Origin of the sequence: Citrobacter sp. RHB35-C21 (genome assembly GCF_013816515.1) — a bacterium.
Classification (GTDB): Bacteria; Pseudomonadota; Gammaproteobacteria; order Enterobacterales; family Enterobacteriaceae; genus Citrobacter; species Citrobacter braakii.
The window spans coordinates 523491-539655 of record NZ_CP057147.1; the positions used below are offsets into that span (position 1 = coordinate 523491).

Here is a 16165-nt window from a genome sequence, read left to right on the forward strand (position 1 = left end):
AACGTCGTGGGTGAGAGTCGGCAGGTGAAAAGGAATATTGTTGTTATGATGCCCACCATAAAGCCATTACTATAACTATGACTATTACCGATTTGGTATTGGAGGATGCGGTTATGGCATGGTGGAGAGTTCAACGTGGATTGTAAGTGGCTGGAAGATTTTCTGGCATTGAGTCAGCATGGAAACTACTCTCAGGCCGCGGCGCAGCGGCATATTACTCAACCCGCACTCAGTCGGCGTATAAAGGCGCTGGAAGAGGTGTTAGGGGTGCCGTTGTTTGACCGGACCACGACCCCCGTTACGCTGACACGCTATGGTGAACGCTTTGAACCCTATGCCCGGCACGTCCTCAGTACACTAACAGAGGCGCGCCACGAGCTATCGGCGATGACGCCAGCAACGGACAATACGCTGGTGATGGTTAGCCTGCATACGCTGTCGGTGAATATCCTGCCGGATATGATCAACTATCTGCGACAGAGCGAACCGCAGTTAAATTTTACGGTTAATGCCAGTATTCAGGGGATAGACAACCATTTTAACGCCTTGATAGATCGGCAAATCGATCTGCTGGTGACCTACGATTTACCATCTTCGCAGCCGGGGCTGGAGATTGCCGGAGGGTTAAAACGTTCACTATGGCGGTATGAGCGATTTATACCGGTTATTTCTGCGCAGTTGGCTAATGCGCTTAACGATCCGCATGTGCCGCTCCCATGGCTATGCTATAGCGACTACACCTTTGTCAGACGCATTATTGAGCCAGCTGAACAACGCGTCCGCCCACGTCTGAAAAAAGTGTTTGAGAGTGGTTTAAGCGAAACGATACGAGAAATGGTGCTGCGGCATATGGGAATGGCATGGTTACCCGAATCGATGGTGGCGGAAGAGTTGGTGAACCAGCAAATTATTCACTGCTGGCCAGAAAACGCTGACCTGATTTGTGAAATCCCCGTTGTGGTATGGGCGAATCTTGACGATCAACGCGCCGTCATGCAGAGATGCTGGGAGAAGTTGCTGCGTTTTTGATTGATATGGCGATTTTTTCCGCAGTTGATACAATGCTAACAAATTGCCCTTGCGAAGGTTATTCGCTTTGGTTAGTATTCACACCCGCTTCAGTGGGAAACAGTAAACATTCCCGCTTTAATGGTCGAAGCATTGTACGCGGCAACTCCGCAAGGAACAGGTTGATTATGCACGAAGCTCTTTTAGTAGTTTTCCTTATTGTGGCAATTGGCCTGGTAGGCTTGATCATGCTGCAGCAAGGCAAAGGCGCTGATATGGGAGCCTCTTTTGGCGCAGGCGCTTCTGGTACTCTGTTTGGTTCAAGTGGTTCTGGTAACTTCATGACCCGCATGACAGCTGTATTGGGAACCTTGTTCTTCATCATCAGTCTGGTGCTGGGTAACATGAACAGCAATAAGACCAATAAAGGAAGTGAGTGGGAAAATCTGAGTGCACCGGCGAAAACCGAGCAAACTCAGCCAGCTGCTCCGGCTCAGCCGACCAGCGATATCCCACGCTAAGTATTCTGTACCGAGGTGGTGGAATTGGTAGACACGCTACCTTGAGGTGGTAGTGCCCTAACGGGCTTGTGGGTTCGAGTCCCATCCTCGGTACCAAATTCCAAAAAAAAGACGCTGCAAAGCGTCTTTTTTTTCGTCTGTCATTTGTGGTAGTTCTGTAGGTCGGATAAGACATTTAGGACGCCGTCCGACTATTACAATACCTGATGATGCCTGGCTTATCAGGCCTCAGGGTCGCAGAACATCCCTATTTTCTGCGCATAAAAAAGGCCGCTTTCGCGGCCTGAAGATGATGAATATTTACTTCGCCTTGTTTTCCAGATTCTCAACCTGCGGCAGGCCGGTTGTGGAAGAGGCGGTCAGCAGGCCAGACTGCGCATAACCGAACAGCTTCTCGCGGGTATCAGTGATATCCAGATTACGCATGGTCAACTGACCGATACGATCATCCGGAGAGAATACCGAGTCGCCTTTTTCCATCGTCAGACGTTCTGGTTTGTAAGTCAGATTGTCAGACACGGTGTTGAGGATGGAGTAATCATTACCGCGACGCAGTTCCAGCGTCACTTCACCCGTAATCTGGCTGGCAACCCAACGCTGCAGACCGTCACGCAGCATCAGCGCCTGAGAGTCAAACCAGCGGCCCTGATACAACAGACGACCAAGCTGGCGACCGTGCGCGTGATACTGCTCGATGGTGTCTTCGTTGTGAATCCCGGTCAGTAAACGCTCATAGGCGATGTGCAGCAATGCCATCCCCGGAGCTTCGTAGATGCCCCGGCTTTTCGCTTCAATGATACGGTTTTCAATCTGATCGCTCATACCCAGACCGTGACGACCGCCGATGCGGTTGGCTTCCAGCATCATCTCAACGTCGTCGCTGAAGGTTTTACCGTTCAGCGCAACCGGATGACCCTGCTCAAAACGCACGGTGACTTCTTCTGCCGGGATCTTCACGCTCTCATCCCAGAATTTCACGCCCATAATCGGGTTGACGATTTTGACGCTGGAGTTCAGAAATTCGAGGTCTTTTGCTTCGTGGGTCGCCCCGAGCATATTGGAGTCCGTGGAGTACGCTTTCTCAACGGACATCTTGTAGTCGAAACCACAGGCAATCATAAATTCGGACATCTCATGGCGACCGCCGAGTTCATCGATAAAATCGGTATCCAGCCATGGTTTGTAAATCTGCAGTTCGGCGTTGGTCAGCAGACCGTAACGATAGAAACGTTCAATATCGTTACCTTTATAGGTGCTACCGTCACCCCAGATATTTACGCCATCTTCTTTCATGGCCGCAACCAGCATGGTGCCGGTGACAGCACGGCCCAGCGGAGTGGTATTGAAATAGGTCAGTCCGCCGGTGGTGTTGTGGAATGCACCGCACTGAATCGCAGCAATCCCTTCGGCAACCAGCTGCTTACGGCAATCTACCAGGCGAGCATTCTCAGCACCATATTCCATTGCACGGCGAGGAATGGCGTCATAGTCATCCTCATCCGGCTGGCCCAAATTCGCAGTATATGCATATGGGACAGCCCCTTTTTGTCGCATCCACAGCAGTGCTGCACTGGTGTCCAGGCCGCCGGAAAAAGCGATACCAATACGTTGACCTACCGGGAGATGCTTGAGAATCGTCGTCATAAAATAAAACCCTGCTTGATAGACTGGTGAAGAGGTCGGCTTATTATACTAATTGCATTTTTATGCAAAATAAGTGAGTTTTCATTTAATCATCTTTTCTGGATGACAGGAAGAGTTTAGTGATAATTTCGTTAAATAACGGCGCGGGTGACACATTTATCTGGTCGAATATTCGCTGGGCAGCATTCATTGATTTGCATAGTCGTAACAAGGTTGACATACCGCATAGTGAATCAATATACTGTGCGCAGATTTTACGTCCCGTCCTCGGTACCAAATCCCAGCAGTATTTGCATTTTTTACCCAAAACGAGTAAAATTTGCCACGTTTCAGGCGCGGGGTGGAGCAGCCTGGTAGCTCGTCGGGCTCATAACCCGAAGGTCGTCGGTTCAAATCCGGCCCCCGCAACCACTTTCCCTTAGAGTTCTTTTTCAAATATACTGTGAAGACTTAGGCCTTCGTAGCTGGATTTGAAAAAAATTCTTTCGGAAGGTTTTCCGAACCGCAGGTGCGGTTATAGGGTTCAGTTATATAAAGCCCCGATTTATCGGGGTTTTTTGTTATCTGACTACAGAATAACTGGGCTTTAGGCCCTTTTTTTATGTCTTGGGGGTGGGCTTGTCCACATTAGAGCAAAAATTAACAGAGATGATTACAGCGCCAGTTGAAGCCCTGGGCTACGAGTTGGTCGGCATCGAATTTATTCGTGGTCGCACATCCACACTGCGCATCTATATTGATAGTGAAGATGGCATCAATGTTGATGATTGTGCTGATGTGAGCCATCAGGTAAGCGCCGTGATGGATGTCGAAGACCCAATCACCGTTGCCTACAACCTGGAAGTCTCCTCTCCGGGTCTCGACCGTCCTCTGTTCACAGCTGAACACTACGTGCGTTTCCTGGGTGAAGAAGTGACGCTGGTTCTTCGTATGGCGGTACAAAACCGTCGTAAATGGCAGGGCGTTATCAAAGCGGTGGATGGTGAGATGATCACGGTCACAGTCGAAGGTAAAGATGAAGTGTTCGCGCTGAGTAATATCCAGAAGGCGAACCTGGTTCCCCACTTTTAACAGTCTGGATTGAGGTGAAAAGCCCGCGATGAACAAAGAAATTTTGGCTGTTGTTGAAGCCGTATCCAACGAAAAAGCGCTGCCACGCGAGAAAATTTTTGAAGCGCTGGAAAGTGCGCTGGCTACAGCAACAAAGAAAAAATATGAGCAAGAGATCGATGTTCGCGTAGAAATCGATCGTAAAAGCGGTGATTTCGATACCTTCCGTCGTTGGGTAATCGTAGAAGAAGTTACTCAGCCGACCAAAGAAATTACGCTGGAAGCGGCACGCTTCGAAGACGAAAGCCTGAACGTGGGCGAATATGTTGAAGATCAGATTGAATCTGTCACCTTTGACCGTATCACCACCCAGACCGCGAAACAGGTTATCGTACAGAAAGTACGTGAAGCTGAACGCGCAATGGTTGTCGATCAGTTCCGCGAACACGAAGGCGAAATCGTCACCGGTGTGGTGAAGAAAGTTAACCGCGACAACATTTCTCTGGATCTGGGCAGCAATGCTGAAGCCGTGATCCTGCGTGAAGACATGCTGCCGCGTGAAAACTTCCGCCCAGGTGACCGTATCCGTGGCGTTCTTTACTCTGTACGCCCGGAAGCGCGCGGTGCCCAGCTGTTCGTAACCCGTTCCAAACCGGAAATGCTGATAGAGCTGTTCCGCATTGAAGTGCCGGAAATTGGCGAAGAAGTGATCGAAATTAAAGCGGCTGCTCGCGATCCGGGTTCACGTGCGAAAATCGCCGTTAAGACCAACGACAAGCGTATTGATCCGGTCGGCGCCTGTGTGGGTATGCGCGGTGCGCGCGTTCAGGCGGTTTCTACCGAACTGGGCGGCGAGCGTATCGATATCGTCCTGTGGGATGATAACCCGGCGCAGTTCGTGATTAACGCAATGGCGCCAGCAGACGTCGCTTCTATCGTGGTGGATGAAGACAAACACACCATGGATATCGCGGTTGAAGCCGGTAACCTGGCTCAGGCGATTGGACGTAATGGTCAGAACGTCCGCCTGGCTTCACAACTGAGCGGTTGGGAACTCAACGTGATGACCGTTGATGACCTGCAGGCGAAGCATCAGGCTGAAGCACATGCAGCCATTGATACCTTCACCAAATATCTCGATATCGATGAAGATTTCGCGACGGTTCTGGTAGAAGAAGGTTTTGCGACGCTGGAAGAACTGGCCTACGTGCCAATGAAAGAGCTGCTGGAAATTGACGGCCTGGATGAACAGACCGTTGAAGCGCTGCGCGAGCGTGCTAAAAACGCACTGACCACTCTGGCACTGGCCCAGGAAGAAAGTCTCGGTGATAACAAACCGGCTGACGATCTGCTGAATCTGGAAGGATTGGATCGTGAGATGGCTTTCAAACTGGCTGCCCGTGGTGTTTGTACGCTGGAAGATCTCGCTGAACAGGGCATTGATGATCTGGCTGATATCGAAGGGTTGACCGACGAAAAAGCCGGTGAGCTGATTATGGCTGCCCGTAATATTTGCTGGTTCGGCGACGAAGCGTAATAAACTGTAGCAGGAAGGAACAGTATGACAGATGTAACCGTAAAAACGCTGGCTGCAGAGATACAGACCTCCGTGGATCGCCTGGTACAGCAATTTGCTGATGCAGGTATCCCGAAGTCTGCTGACGACTCTGTGTCCGCACAAGAGAAACAAACCTTACTGGCGCATCTGAACCGTGAAAACGGCTCAGCGCCCGATAAGTTGACATTGCAGCGTAAAACGCGCAGTACTCTCAATATTCCAGGTACCGGTGGAAAAAGCAAATCGGTACAAATCGAAGTCCGCAAGACACGCACCTTTGTGAAACGCGATCCGCAAGAGGCTGAACGCCTTGCCGCGGAAGAGCAGGCGCAGCGTGAAGCGGAAGAGCAAGCCCGTCGTGAGGCAGAAGAAGCTGCCAAACGCGAGGCGCAACAAAAAGCCGAACGTGAGGCCGCAGAACAAGCTAAGCGTGAAGCCGCTGATAAAGCGAAACGTGAAGCTGCGGAAAAAGACAAAGTGAGCAATCAACAGACCGACGATATGACTAAAACCGCCCAGGCCGAAAAAGCCCGCCGTGAAAATGAAGCCGCAGAACTGAAGCGTAAAGCGGAAGAAGAAGCACGTCGCAAGCTTGAAGAAGAAGCGCGCCGCGTAGCGGAAGAAGCTCGCCGTATGGCGGAAGAAAACGAGAAGAATGGTGTGAATAACGCTGAACCTGTTGAAGATACCAGCGATTATCACGTCACTACCTCTCAGCATGCTCGCCAGGCAGAAGACGAGAACGATCGTGAAGTAGAAGGCGGTCGTGGTCGTACTCGCAGCACGAAAGCAGCGCGTCCGGCGAAGAAAGGTAACAAACACGCTGAATCTAAAGCTGACCGTGAAGAAGCGCGTGCAGCGGTTCGCGGCGGTAAAGGCGGTAAGCAGCGTAAAGGCTCTGCTCTGCAGCAGGGCTTCCAGAAGCCGGCTCAGGCCGTTAACCGTGACGTTGTGATCGGCGAAACCATCACCGTTGGCGATCTGGCAAACAAGATGGCAGTCAAAGGTTCTCAGGTCATCAAAGCGATGATGAAGCTGGGCGCAATGGCGACCATTAACCAGGTCATCGACCAGGAAACCGCACAGCTGGTTGCCGAAGAGATGGGCCACAAAGTTATCCTGCGTCGTGAAAACGAGCTGGAAGAAGCAGTAATGAGCGACCGTGACACCGGCGCTGCGGCAGAACCGCGCGCACCGGTAGTGACCATCATGGGTCACGTTGACCACGGTAAAACCTCTCTGCTGGACTACATTCGCTCCACGAAAGTTGCCTCTGGCGAAGCGGGCGGCATTACTCAGCACATCGGTGCGTACCATGTTGAAACTGACAACGGTATGATCACCTTCCTGGATACCCCGGGTCACGCCGCGTTTACCTCCATGCGTGCTCGTGGTGCTCAGGCGACGGATATCGTTGTTCTGGTTGTTGCAGCAGATGACGGCGTGATGCCGCAGACTATCGAAGCTATCCAGCACGCGAAAGCGGCAGGTGTGCCGGTAGTGGTTGCAGTCAACAAAATCGATAAACCAGAAGCGGATCCAGATCGCGTTAAAAACGAACTGTCCCAGTACGGCATCATGCCGGAAGATTGGGGCGGCGAGAGCCAGTTCGTCCACGTTTCTGCGAAAGCGGGTACCGGTATCGACGAACTGCTGGATGCTATCCTGCTGCAGGCCGAAGTACTGGAACTGAAAGCTGTGCGTAAAGGTATGGCGAGCGGTGCGGTTATCGAATCCTTCCTGGATAAAGGTCGTGGTCCGGTTGCTACCGTGCTGGTACGTGAAGGTACGCTGAACAAAGGCGACATCGTACTGTGTGGTTTCGAATACGGCCGTGTTCGTGCGATGCGTAACGAACTGGGTCAGGAAGTACTGGAAGCGGGTCCATCCATTCCGGTGGAAATCCTGGGTCTGTCCGGTGTTCCGGCTGCGGGTGACGAAGTTACCGTTGTTCGTGACGAGAAGAAAGCCCGTGAAGTTGCACTGTACCGTCAGGGCAAATTCCGTGAAGTTAAACTGGCTCGTCAGCAGAAATCTAAACTGGAGAACATGTTCGCCAACATGACCGAAGGCGAAGTTCACGAAGTGAACATCGTTCTGAAGGCCGATGTTCAGGGTTCTGTAGAAGCGATTTCCGACTCTTTACTGAAACTGTCTACCGACGAAGTAAAAGTGAAGATTATCGGTTCTGGCGTAGGTGGTATCACCGAAACCGACGCGACCCTGGCTGCGGCATCCAACGCGATTCTGGTTGGCTTCAACGTCCGTGCTGATGCCTCTGCACGTAAAGTTATCGAATCAGAAAGCCTGGATCTGCGTTACTACTCCGTCATCTATCATCTGATCGACGAAGTGAAAGCAGCGATGAGCGGCATGCTGTCTCCGGAACTGAAACAGCAGATCATTGGTCTGGCTGAAGTTCGTGATGTGTTCAAATCACCGAAATTCGGCGCTATCGCAGGCTGTATGGTTACCGAAGGCACGATTAAACGTCACAACCCAATCCGCGTACTGCGCGACAACGTGGTTATCTATGAAGGCGAGCTGGAATCCCTGCGCCGCTTCAAAGATGACGTCAACGAAGTCCGTAACGGCATGGAATGTGGTATCGGCGTTAAGAACTACAACGACGTTCGCGTTGGCGATATGATCGAAGTGTTCGAGATTATCGAGATCAAACGTACCATCGCATAATCTTCGTCGTCTTTTGGGCCGCAACTGCGTTGGCTGCGCTCGATCACCCCGGTCACATAGTTATCTATGCTCCCGGGGATTTACGAGTTTGCCGCCTTGCTGCAACCCAAAATCCTTAGAAGATGATTAAGTGTAGGCTGGGGAAGCGAAGCGCCACCCGGCAAGAAATTTAAAAAGGGGCTTATGGCCCCTTTTTTGTCTTTATTCTGGAGAATTTATTATGGCGAAAGAATTTGGTCGCCCACAGCGTGTCGCGCAGGAGATGCAGAAAGAAATCGCACTCATCCTGCAGCGCGAAATCAAAGACCCGCGTGTTGGTATGATGACCACCGTATCGGGTGTTGAGATGTCCCGTGACCTGGCATACGCTAAAGTGTTCGTGACTTTCCTCAACGATCAGGACGAAGCTGCCGTGAAAAACGGTATTAAGGCACTGCAGGAAGCCTCTGGTTTTATCCGCTCTTTGCTGGGTAAAGCAATGCGTCTGCGTATCGTGCCTGAGCTGACCTTCTTCTACGACAATTCGTTAGTTGAAGGGATGCGCATGTCCAACCTGGTGACCAGCGTGGTGAAACATGACGATGAGCGTCGTGTGAACCCAGCGGACGACAGCAAGGAGGACTGATGAGTCGTCCTCGTCGTCGTGGTCGCGACATTCACGGTGTTCTGCTGCTGGATAAGCCGCAGGGCATGTCCAGCAATGACGTACTGCAAAAAGTAAAGCGCATCTACAATGCCAACCGCGCGGGACATACCGGCGCGCTGGATCCGCTGGCAACAGGCATGCTGCCTATCTGCCTCGGTGAAGCGACTAAGTTTTCCCAGTATTTGCTGGATTCTGACAAACGCTATCGTGTGGTTGCCCGTCTGGGCCAGCGTACCGACACCTCCGATGCCGATGGGCAAATCGTGCAGGAGCGTCCGGTAACCTTCAGCGCAGAGCAGCTTGCCAGCGCGCTGGAGACTTTCCGCGGCGATATCGAGCAGATTCCGTCAATGTATTCGGCGCTGAAGTACCAGGGTAAAAAGCTGTACGAATATGCGCGTCAGGGCATTGAAGTGCCGCGTGAAGCGCGCCCGATTACCGTCTATGAGCTGCTGTTTATTCGCCACGAAGGTAACGAGCTGGAGCTGGAAGTTCACTGCTCCAAAGGCACTTATATTCGCACCATCGTTGACGATCTCGGTGAGAAGCTCGGCTGCGGCGCGCACGTAACGTATCTGCGTCGTCTGACGGTCAGCAAATATCCGGTGGATCGTATGGTTACGCTGGAACATCTGCATGAGCTGGTTGAACAGGCCGAACAGCAGAACATTCCGGCGGCGCAGCTGCTTGATCCTTTGCTGATGCCAATGGACAGTCCTGCATCGGACTACCCTGTTGTTAATTTGACTTTAACATCGTCGGTTTACTTTAAAAATGGTAACCCGGTACGGACGTCAGGTGCGCCGCTTGAAGGGCTGGTGCGCGTGACGGAAGGCGATGACGGCAAGTTTATCGGCATGGGGGAGATGGACGATGAAGGTCGTGTCGCCCCTCGTCGCCTGGTGGTTGAGTATCCTGCATAGCGCTCTCTGTCTTGCGATAAAAGGGCGCTGCGAGTAGAATACTGCCGCTTAACGTCGCGTAAATTGTTTAACAATCTGCGTGGCGTGTACACAAAATCATTCGAGCTGCATCAAGGCGGCAGGTCTGAGGATCCTCAGGAGCTTACTCAAGTAAGTGACCGAGGTGAGCGGACACAGCCAGCGCAGGGTCAGTTTGAAGAAGGCGTGTATACACTGGGATAGCTGAATTAGAGATCGGCATCCTTTCATTCTTAACACTTTGGAGTTTTAAAATGTCTCTAAGTACTGAAGCTACCGCTAAAATCGTTTCTGAGTTTGGTCGTGATGCAAACGACACCGGTTCTACCGATGTTCAGGTTGCTCTGTTGACTGCACAGATTAACCACCTGCAGGGCCACTTTGCAGAGCACAAAAAAGATCACCACAGCCGTCGTGGTCTGCTGCGCATGGTTTCTCAGCGTCGTAAACTGCTCGACTACCTGAAACGTAAAGATGTTGCACGTTACACCGCGCTGATCGAGCGTCTGGGTCTGCGTCGCTAATTCTTTCGAGTTTCAGAAAGAGGGGGCCTTCATGGCCCCTTTTTTCCAGCAGATGGCAGCAATTCGCTGGAAACTAATGTATTGTTGCTATGAATGATCTTCCGTTGCAGAGGTTCGCGCGGCTAATGAGAGGCTTTACTCATGCTTATGGGTTAGGGTTGTCATTAGTCGCGAGGATGCGCAGAAGATCGGGTATTAACGATGGCGCAAAAATGTGTCGTCAAAAAATAGAGAAAGGATATTAATTTGCTTAATCCGATCGTTCGTAAATTCCAGTACGGTCAGCATACCGTTACGCTGGAAACCGGCATGATGGCGCGTCAGGCGACTGCCGCTGTTATGGTTAGCATGGATGACACTGCGGTATTCGTTACCGTTGTTGGCCAGAAAAAAGCGAAACCAGGCCAGGACTTTTTCCCACTGACCGTTAACTATCAGGAGCGTACCTACGCTGCTGGCCGTATCCCGGGTAGCTTCTTCCGTCGTGAAGGCCGTCCGAGTGAAGGCGAAACTCTGATCGCGCGTCTGATTGACCGCCCGGTTCGCCCGCTGTTCCCGGAAGGCTTCGTTAACGAAGTTCAGGTTATCGCGACCGTTGTTTCCGTTAACCCGCAGGTTAACCCGGATATCGTGGCAATGATTGGTGCATCTGCTGCGCTGACTCTGTCTGGTATCCCGTTCAACGGCCCGATCGGTGCTGCACGTGTTGGTTACATCAATGACCAGTACGTACTGAACCCGACTCAGGACGAACTGAAAGAAAGCAAGCTGGACCTGGTTGTTGCTGGTACTGAAGCTGCCGTACTGATGGTTGAATCCGAAGCTGAACTGCTGAGCGAAGACCAGATGCTGGGCGCTGTAGTATTCGGCCACGAACAGCAGCAGGTTGTTATTCAGGCTATCAACGAGCTGGCGAAAGAAGCTGGCAAACCGCGTTGGGACTGGCAGCCAGAAGCCGTCAACGAAGCGCTGAACGCACGCGTTGCCGCACTGGCAGAAGCTCGTCTGAGCGATGCTTACCGTATCACCGACAAACAAGAGCGTTACGCTCAGGTTGACGTGATCAAATCTGAAACCATCGCAACTCTGGTGGCTGAAGACGAAACCCTGGACGCTAACGAACTGGGTGAAATCCTGCACGCTATCGAGAAAAATGTTGTTCGCAGCCGCGTACTGGCAGGCGAGCCGCGCATCGATGGTCGTGAAAAAGACATGATCCGTGGTCTGGACGTGCGTACTGGCGTTCTGCCGCGTACCCACGGTTCCGCACTGTTCACCCGTGGCGAAACTCAGGCGCTGGTTACTGCGACCCTGGGCACCACTCGTGATGCGCAGAACCTTGACGAGCTGATGGGCGAGCGTACTGACAACTTCCTGTTCCACTACAACTTCCCTCCGTACTGCGTAGGTGAAACCGGTATGGTCGGTTCTCCGAAGCGTCGTGAGATTGGTCACGGTCGTCTGGCGAAGCGTGGCGTACTGGCAGTGATGCCGGAACTGGATAAATTCCCGTACACCGTACGTGTGGTTTCTGAAATCACCGAATCTAACGGTTCTTCTTCCATGGCTTCCGTATGTGGTGCTTCTCTGGCGCTGATGGACGCAGGCGTGCCGATCAAAGCTGCCGTTGCGGGTATCGCGATGGGTCTGGTGAAAGAAGGCGACAACTTTGTTGTTCTGTCTGACATCCTGGGCGACGAAGACCACCTGGGCGATATGGACTTCAAAGTGGCGGGTTCCCGCGACGGTATCTCTGCACTGCAGATGGATATCAAAATTGAAGGTATCACCAAAGAGATCATGCAGGTTGCTCTGAACCAGGCTAAAGGTGCGCGTCTGCACATCCTGGGTGTGATGGAACAAGCGATCAACGCACCGCGTGGTGACATTTCTCAGTTCGCTCCGCGTATCCACACCATCAAGATCAGCCCGGACAAGATCAAAGACGTTATCGGTAAAGGCGGTTCTGTTATCCGTGCTCTGACCGAAGAAACCGGCACCACCATTGAAATTGAAGATGATGGTACTGTGAAGATTGCTGCGACAGACGGCGAGAAAGCGAAATATGCTATCCGTCGTATCGAAGAGATCACCGCAGAGATCGAAGTAGGCCGTATCTACAATGGTAAAGTGACCCGTATCGTTGACTTTGGCGCATTCGTTGCCATTGGTGGCGGTAAAGAAGGTCTGGTACACATCTCTCAGATCGCTGACAAACGCGTTGAGAAAGTGACCGATTACCTGCAGATGGGCCAGGAAGTACCGGTCAAAGTTCTGGAAGTTGATCGCCAGGGCCGTGTACGTCTGAGCATTAAAGAAGCAACTGAGCAGTCTCAGCCTGCAGGCGAACCGGAAGCTCCGGCAAGCCAGGGCGAGTAAGGTTGCCATTGCCCTCCGTGAAAGCGGAGGGCTTTTAACCCGGCAGGACGCCTTGTTAGCAACCGGGGAACCTGGACGTTCATTCAATCGTTGTCTTCGGGAGTGGGAAATGAAGCCTTTTTTGCGCTGGTGTTTCGTTGCGACAGCACTCACGCTGGCTGGATGCAGTAATTCCGCCTGGCGTAAGAGTGAAGTCCTCGCAGTACCATTGCAACCGACTTTGCAGCAGGAAGTGATTCTGGCACGTATGGAACAAATTCTTGCCAGTCGGGCTTTAACCGATGACGAACGCGCACAGCTTTTATATGAGCGCGGAGTGTTGTATGATAGTCTCGGTCTGAGGGCACTGGCGCGAAATGATTTTTCACAAGCGCTGGCAATCCGACCAGATATGCCTGAAGTATTCAATTACTTAGGTATATATTTAACGCAGGCAGGCAATTTTGATGCTGCCTATGAAGCGTTTGATTCTGTACTTGAGCTTGATCCAACTTACAACTACGCGCACTTAAATCGCGGTATCGCATTGTATTACGGCGGTCGCGACAAGTTAGCGCAAGATGATCTGCTAGCGTTTTATCAAGACGATCCCAATGATCCTTTCCGTAGTCTGTGGCTTTATCTCGCCGAGCAGAAGCTCGATGAGAAGCAGGCTAAAGAAGCGTTAAAGCAACGCTTTGAGAAATCGGATAAAGAGCAATGGGGATGGAACATTGTCGAGTTCTACCTGGGCAACATTAGCGAAGCAACGCTGATGGAACGCCTAAAGGCGGACGCAACGGATAACACCTCGCTCGCTGAGCATCTCAGTGAAACCAACTTCTATTTAGGTAAGTACTACCTAAGTCTGGGGGATTTGGACAACGCTACGGCATTGTTCAAACTGGCGGTGGCTAACAACGTTCATAACTTTGTTGAGCACCGATACGCATTGTTGGAATTATCGCTCCTGGGCCAGGACCAAGATGACCTGGCAGAATCGGACCAGCAATAGCTGACGTACACATCAGCCCGTAATCTTTTTTGATTGCCATCACCTTCACGGGTGAGGGCGTTGTTGTTCGTTAATACACCTACTTTGAGCCGGTTCACACTTTTCAATGAAAATTGCAGATCAATTTCATGATGAGTTATGTAGACTGGCCGCCATTAATTTTGAGGCACACGTACTACATGGCTGAATTCGAAACCACTTTTGCAGATCTGGGCCTGAAGGCTCCTATCCTTGAAGCCCTTACCGATCTGGGTTACGAAAAACCATCTCCAATCCAGGCAGAGTGCATTCCGCATCTGCTGGGCGGCCGCGATGTTCTGGGTATGGCCCAGACGGGTAGCGGCAAAACTGCAGCGTTCTCTTTACCGCTGCTCAACAATCTTGATCCTGAGCTGAAGGCACCTCAGATTCTGGTGCTGGCACCGACCCGCGAACTGGCGGTTCAGGTTGCAGAAGCCATGACGGATTTCTCTAAACACATGCGCGGCGTGAACGTGGTTGCCCTGTACGGCGGCCAGCGTTATGACGTGCAATTACGTGCCCTGCGTCAGGGACCACAGATCGTTGTCGGTACGCCGGGCCGTCTGCTGGACCACCTGAAGCGCGGTACTCTGGACCTCTCCAAACTGAGCGGTCTGGTACTGGACGAAGCTGATGAAATGCTGCGTATGGGCTTCATCGAAGACGTTGAAACCATCATGGCGCAGATCCCGGAAGGTCATCAGACCGCTCTGTTCTCCGCGACTATGCCGGAAGCGATTCGTCGTATTACCCGCCGCTTTATGAAAGAGCCGCAGGAAGTACGCATTCAGTCCAGCGTAACTACCCGTCCTGACATCAGCCAGAGCTACTGGACCGTCTGGGGCATGCGTAAAAATGAAGCGCTGGTGCGTTTCCTGGAAGCAGAAGACTTTGATGCGGCGATTATCTTCGTTCGTACCAAAAATGCGACCCTGGAAGTGGCAGAAGCGCTGGAGCGTAGCGGTTATAGCAGCGCTGCACTGAACGGCGACATGAACCAGTCCCTGCGTGAGCAGACTCTGGAGCGTCTGAAAGATGGCCGTCTGGATATTCTGATTGCTACCGACGTTGCGGCACGTGGCCTGGACGTTGAGCGTATCAGCCTGGTTGTTAACTACGACATCCCGATGGATTCCGAATCTTACGTTCACCGTATCGGCCGTACCGGTCGTGCGGGCCGTGCGGGTCGCGCGCTGCTGTTCGTTGAGAACCGTGAGCGTCGTCTGCTGCGTAACATCGAACGCACCATGAAGCTGACTATTCCGGAAGTAGAACTGCCGAACGCAGACCTGCTGGGCAAACGCCGTCTGGAAAAATTCGCCGCTAAAGTACAGCAGCAACTGGAAAGCAGCGATCTGGATCAGTACCGTGCTCTGCTGGCGAAAATGCAGCCGGAAGAAGAACTGGATATCGAAACGCTGGCAGCCGCACTGCTGAAAATGGCTCAGGGCGAACGTCCGCTGATCCTGCCGCCAGATGCGCCGATGCGTCCGAAACGCGAATTCCGCGACCGTGACGATCGTGGTCCGCGTGACCGCAACGATCGTGGCCCGCGTGGTGACCGTAATGACCGTGGTGGTGAAGACCGTCCGCGTCGTGAACGTCGTGACGTTGGCGATATGCAGCTGTACCGCATTGAAGTGGGCCGTGATGACGGTGTTGAAGTCCGTCATATCGTTGGTGCGATTGCTAACGAAGGCGATATCAGCAGCCGTTACATCGGTAACATCAAGCTGTTTGCTTCCCACTCAACCATCGAGCTGCCGAAAGGTATGCCGGGCGACGTGCTGCAGCACTTTACCCGTACTCGCATCCTGAACAAGCCGATGAACATGCAGCTGGTTGGCGATGCAGTTCCGCACACCGGTGGTGAGCGTCGTGGCGGTGGCCGTTTCAGCGGTGAGCGTCGTGAAGGTGGTCGTGGCGAAGGTCGTGGTTTCAGCGGTGAGCGTCGTGAAGGCGGTCGTAGCGAAGGTCGTCGTTTCAGCGGCGAACGTCGTGAAGGCAACCGCGGTCCGCGTCGTGACGATTCTTCTGCTCCGCGTCGTGATGATTCCGCTGGTCGTCGTCGTTTCGGCGGTGATGCGTAATCCATGCGAAATTACGGTTTAATACCGTAAAGTAAAATATACAGCCCCGATCTCAACAATCGGGGCTTTTTTTATTTCATTTGTACTCGTGTACT

13 protein-coding genes and 2 tRNA genes are annotated in these 16165 nt (G+C 52.3%); 14 read left to right on the forward strand and 1 reads right to left on the reverse strand.

What is annotated here, in order from left to right; genetic code table 11:
- The first annotated feature begins 135 nt into the window (after positions 1-135).
- The 3 genes from HVZ39_RS02570 (at position 136) to HVZ39_RS02580 (ending at position 1625) form a co-directional block, all read left to right on the forward strand.
- Positions 136-1029 carry a LysR family transcriptional regulator gene (locus HVZ39_RS02570; protein ID WP_181633192.1) on the forward strand — a complete coding sequence of 298 codons (894 nt, stop codon included), beginning with the start codon at positions 136-138 and terminating at the stop codon, positions 1027-1029.
- 167 nt (positions 1030-1196) lie between these two features.
- On the forward strand, positions 1197-1529 hold the full coding sequence (secG, locus tag HVZ39_RS02575; protein ID WP_003025000.1) for a preprotein translocase subunit SecG: 333 nt from the start codon (positions 1197-1199) through the stop codon (positions 1527-1529).
- Between the two features lie 9 nt (positions 1530-1538).
- Positions 1539-1625, forward strand: a tRNA-Leu gene (locus HVZ39_RS02580).
- 204 nt (positions 1626-1829) lie between these two features.
- Here the strand turns inward: HVZ39_RS02580 and argG are convergent.
- On the reverse strand, positions 1830-3173 hold the full coding sequence (gene argG, locus HVZ39_RS02585; RefSeq protein ID WP_003024998.1) for an argininosuccinate synthase: 1344 nt from the start codon (positions 3171-3173) through the stop codon (positions 1830-1832).
- A 334-nt stretch (positions 3174-3507) separates the two neighbouring features.
- Between argG and HVZ39_RS02590 the strand changes: the two genes are divergently transcribed.
- From HVZ39_RS02590 to HVZ39_RS02640, 11 genes are all read left to right on the forward strand, one after another.
- A tRNA-Met gene (locus HVZ39_RS02590) sits at positions 3508-3584 on the forward strand.
- A gap of 207 nt (positions 3585-3791) precedes the next feature.
- Positions 3792-4244 (forward strand): ribosome maturation factor RimP, encoded by a 453-nt coding sequence (gene rimP, locus HVZ39_RS02595; RefSeq protein ID WP_003024996.1) that lies wholly within the window; start codon positions 3792-3794, stop codon positions 4242-4244.
- Between the two features lie 28 nt (positions 4245-4272).
- Positions 4273-5760: a transcription termination factor NusA gene (gene nusA / locus HVZ39_RS02600; protein ID WP_003024992.1), complete on the forward strand. Its 1488-nt coding sequence runs from the start codon at positions 4273-4275 to the stop codon at positions 5758-5760.
- A gap of 24 nt (positions 5761-5784) precedes the next feature.
- Positions 5785-8475: a translation initiation factor IF-2 gene (infB, locus tag HVZ39_RS02605; protein ID WP_016154667.1), complete on the forward strand. Its 2691-nt coding sequence runs from the start codon at positions 5785-5787 to the stop codon at positions 8473-8475.
- 220 nt (positions 8476-8695) lie between these two features.
- Positions 8696-9100 carry a 30S ribosome-binding factor RbfA gene (gene rbfA / locus HVZ39_RS02610; RefSeq protein ID WP_003024988.1) on the forward strand — a complete coding sequence of 135 codons (405 nt, stop codon included), beginning with the start codon at positions 8696-8698 and terminating at the stop codon, positions 9098-9100.
- Positions 9100-10044, forward strand: a complete 945-nt coding sequence (gene truB, locus HVZ39_RS02615; RefSeq protein ID WP_181633193.1) for a tRNA pseudouridine(55) synthase TruB — start codon at positions 9100-9102, stop codon at positions 10042-10044. Before rbfA ends, truB begins: the two co-directional genes overlap by 1 nt.
- A 272-nt stretch (positions 10045-10316) precedes the next feature.
- Complete coding sequence (gene rpsO / locus HVZ39_RS02620) at positions 10317-10586, forward strand: 30S ribosomal protein S15 (RefSeq protein WP_000059465.1); 270 nt, start codon at positions 10317-10319, stop codon at positions 10584-10586.
- A gap of 246 nt (positions 10587-10832) precedes the next feature.
- On the forward strand, positions 10833-12965 hold the full coding sequence (gene pnp / locus HVZ39_RS02625; RefSeq protein ID WP_008785911.1) for a polyribonucleotide nucleotidyltransferase: 2133 nt from the start codon (positions 10833-10835) through the stop codon (positions 12963-12965).
- 109 nt (positions 12966-13074) lie between these two features.
- Positions 13075-13959, forward strand: a complete 885-nt coding sequence (gene nlpI / locus HVZ39_RS02630) for a lipoprotein NlpI (RefSeq protein ID WP_003024982.1) — start codon at positions 13075-13077, stop codon at positions 13957-13959.
- A gap of 106 nt (positions 13960-14065) precedes the next feature.
- Entirely contained in the window at positions 14066-14146 is an 81-nt protein-coding gene (gene yrbN, locus HVZ39_RS02635; RefSeq protein WP_010723222.1) for a protein YrbN, read from the forward strand.
- Positions 14139-16070 (forward strand): DEAD/DEAH family ATP-dependent RNA helicase, encoded by a 1932-nt coding sequence (locus HVZ39_RS02640; protein ID WP_016157565.1) that lies wholly within the window; start codon positions 14139-14141, stop codon positions 16068-16070. The genes yrbN and HVZ39_RS02640 overlap by 8 nt, the downstream gene beginning before the upstream one ends.
- Positions 16071-16165 lie beyond the last annotated feature (95 nt).

Bases quoted from the DNA above. Each gene is read 5' to 3' on its own strand.
- nlpI (WP_003024982.1), top strand. From the start codon at position 13,075: ATGAAGCCTTTTTTGCGCTGGTGTTTCGTTGCGACAGCACTCACGCTG.
- rbfA (WP_003024988.1), top strand. From the start codon at position 8,696: ATGGCGAAAGAATTTGGTCGCCCACAGCGTGTCGCGCAGGAGATGCAG.
- infB (WP_016154667.1), top strand. From the start codon at position 5,785: ATGACAGATGTAACCGTAAAAACGCTGGCTGCAGAGATACAGACCTCC.
- argG (WP_003024998.1), bottom strand. From the start codon at position 3,173: ATGACGACGATTCTCAAGCATCTCCCGGTAGGTCAACGTATTGGTATC.
- nusA (WP_003024992.1), top strand. From the start codon at position 4,273: ATGAACAAAGAAATTTTGGCTGTTGTTGAAGCCGTATCCAACGAAAAA.
- truB (WP_181633193.1), top strand. From the start codon at position 9,100: ATGAGTCGTCCTCGTCGTCGTGGTCGCGACATTCACGGTGTTCTGCTG.
- rpsO (WP_000059465.1), top strand. From the start codon at position 10,317: ATGTCTCTAAGTACTGAAGCTACCGCTAAAATCGTTTCTGAGTTTGGT.
- yrbN (WP_010723222.1), top strand. From the start codon at position 14,066: ATGAAAATTGCAGATCAATTTCATGATGAGTTATGTAGACTGGCCGCC.
- secG (WP_003025000.1), top strand. From the start codon at position 1,197: ATGCACGAAGCTCTTTTAGTAGTTTTCCTTATTGTGGCAATTGGCCTG.
- HVZ39_RS02640 (WP_016157565.1), top strand. From the start codon at position 14,139: ATGGCTGAATTCGAAACCACTTTTGCAGATCTGGGCCTGAAGGCTCCT.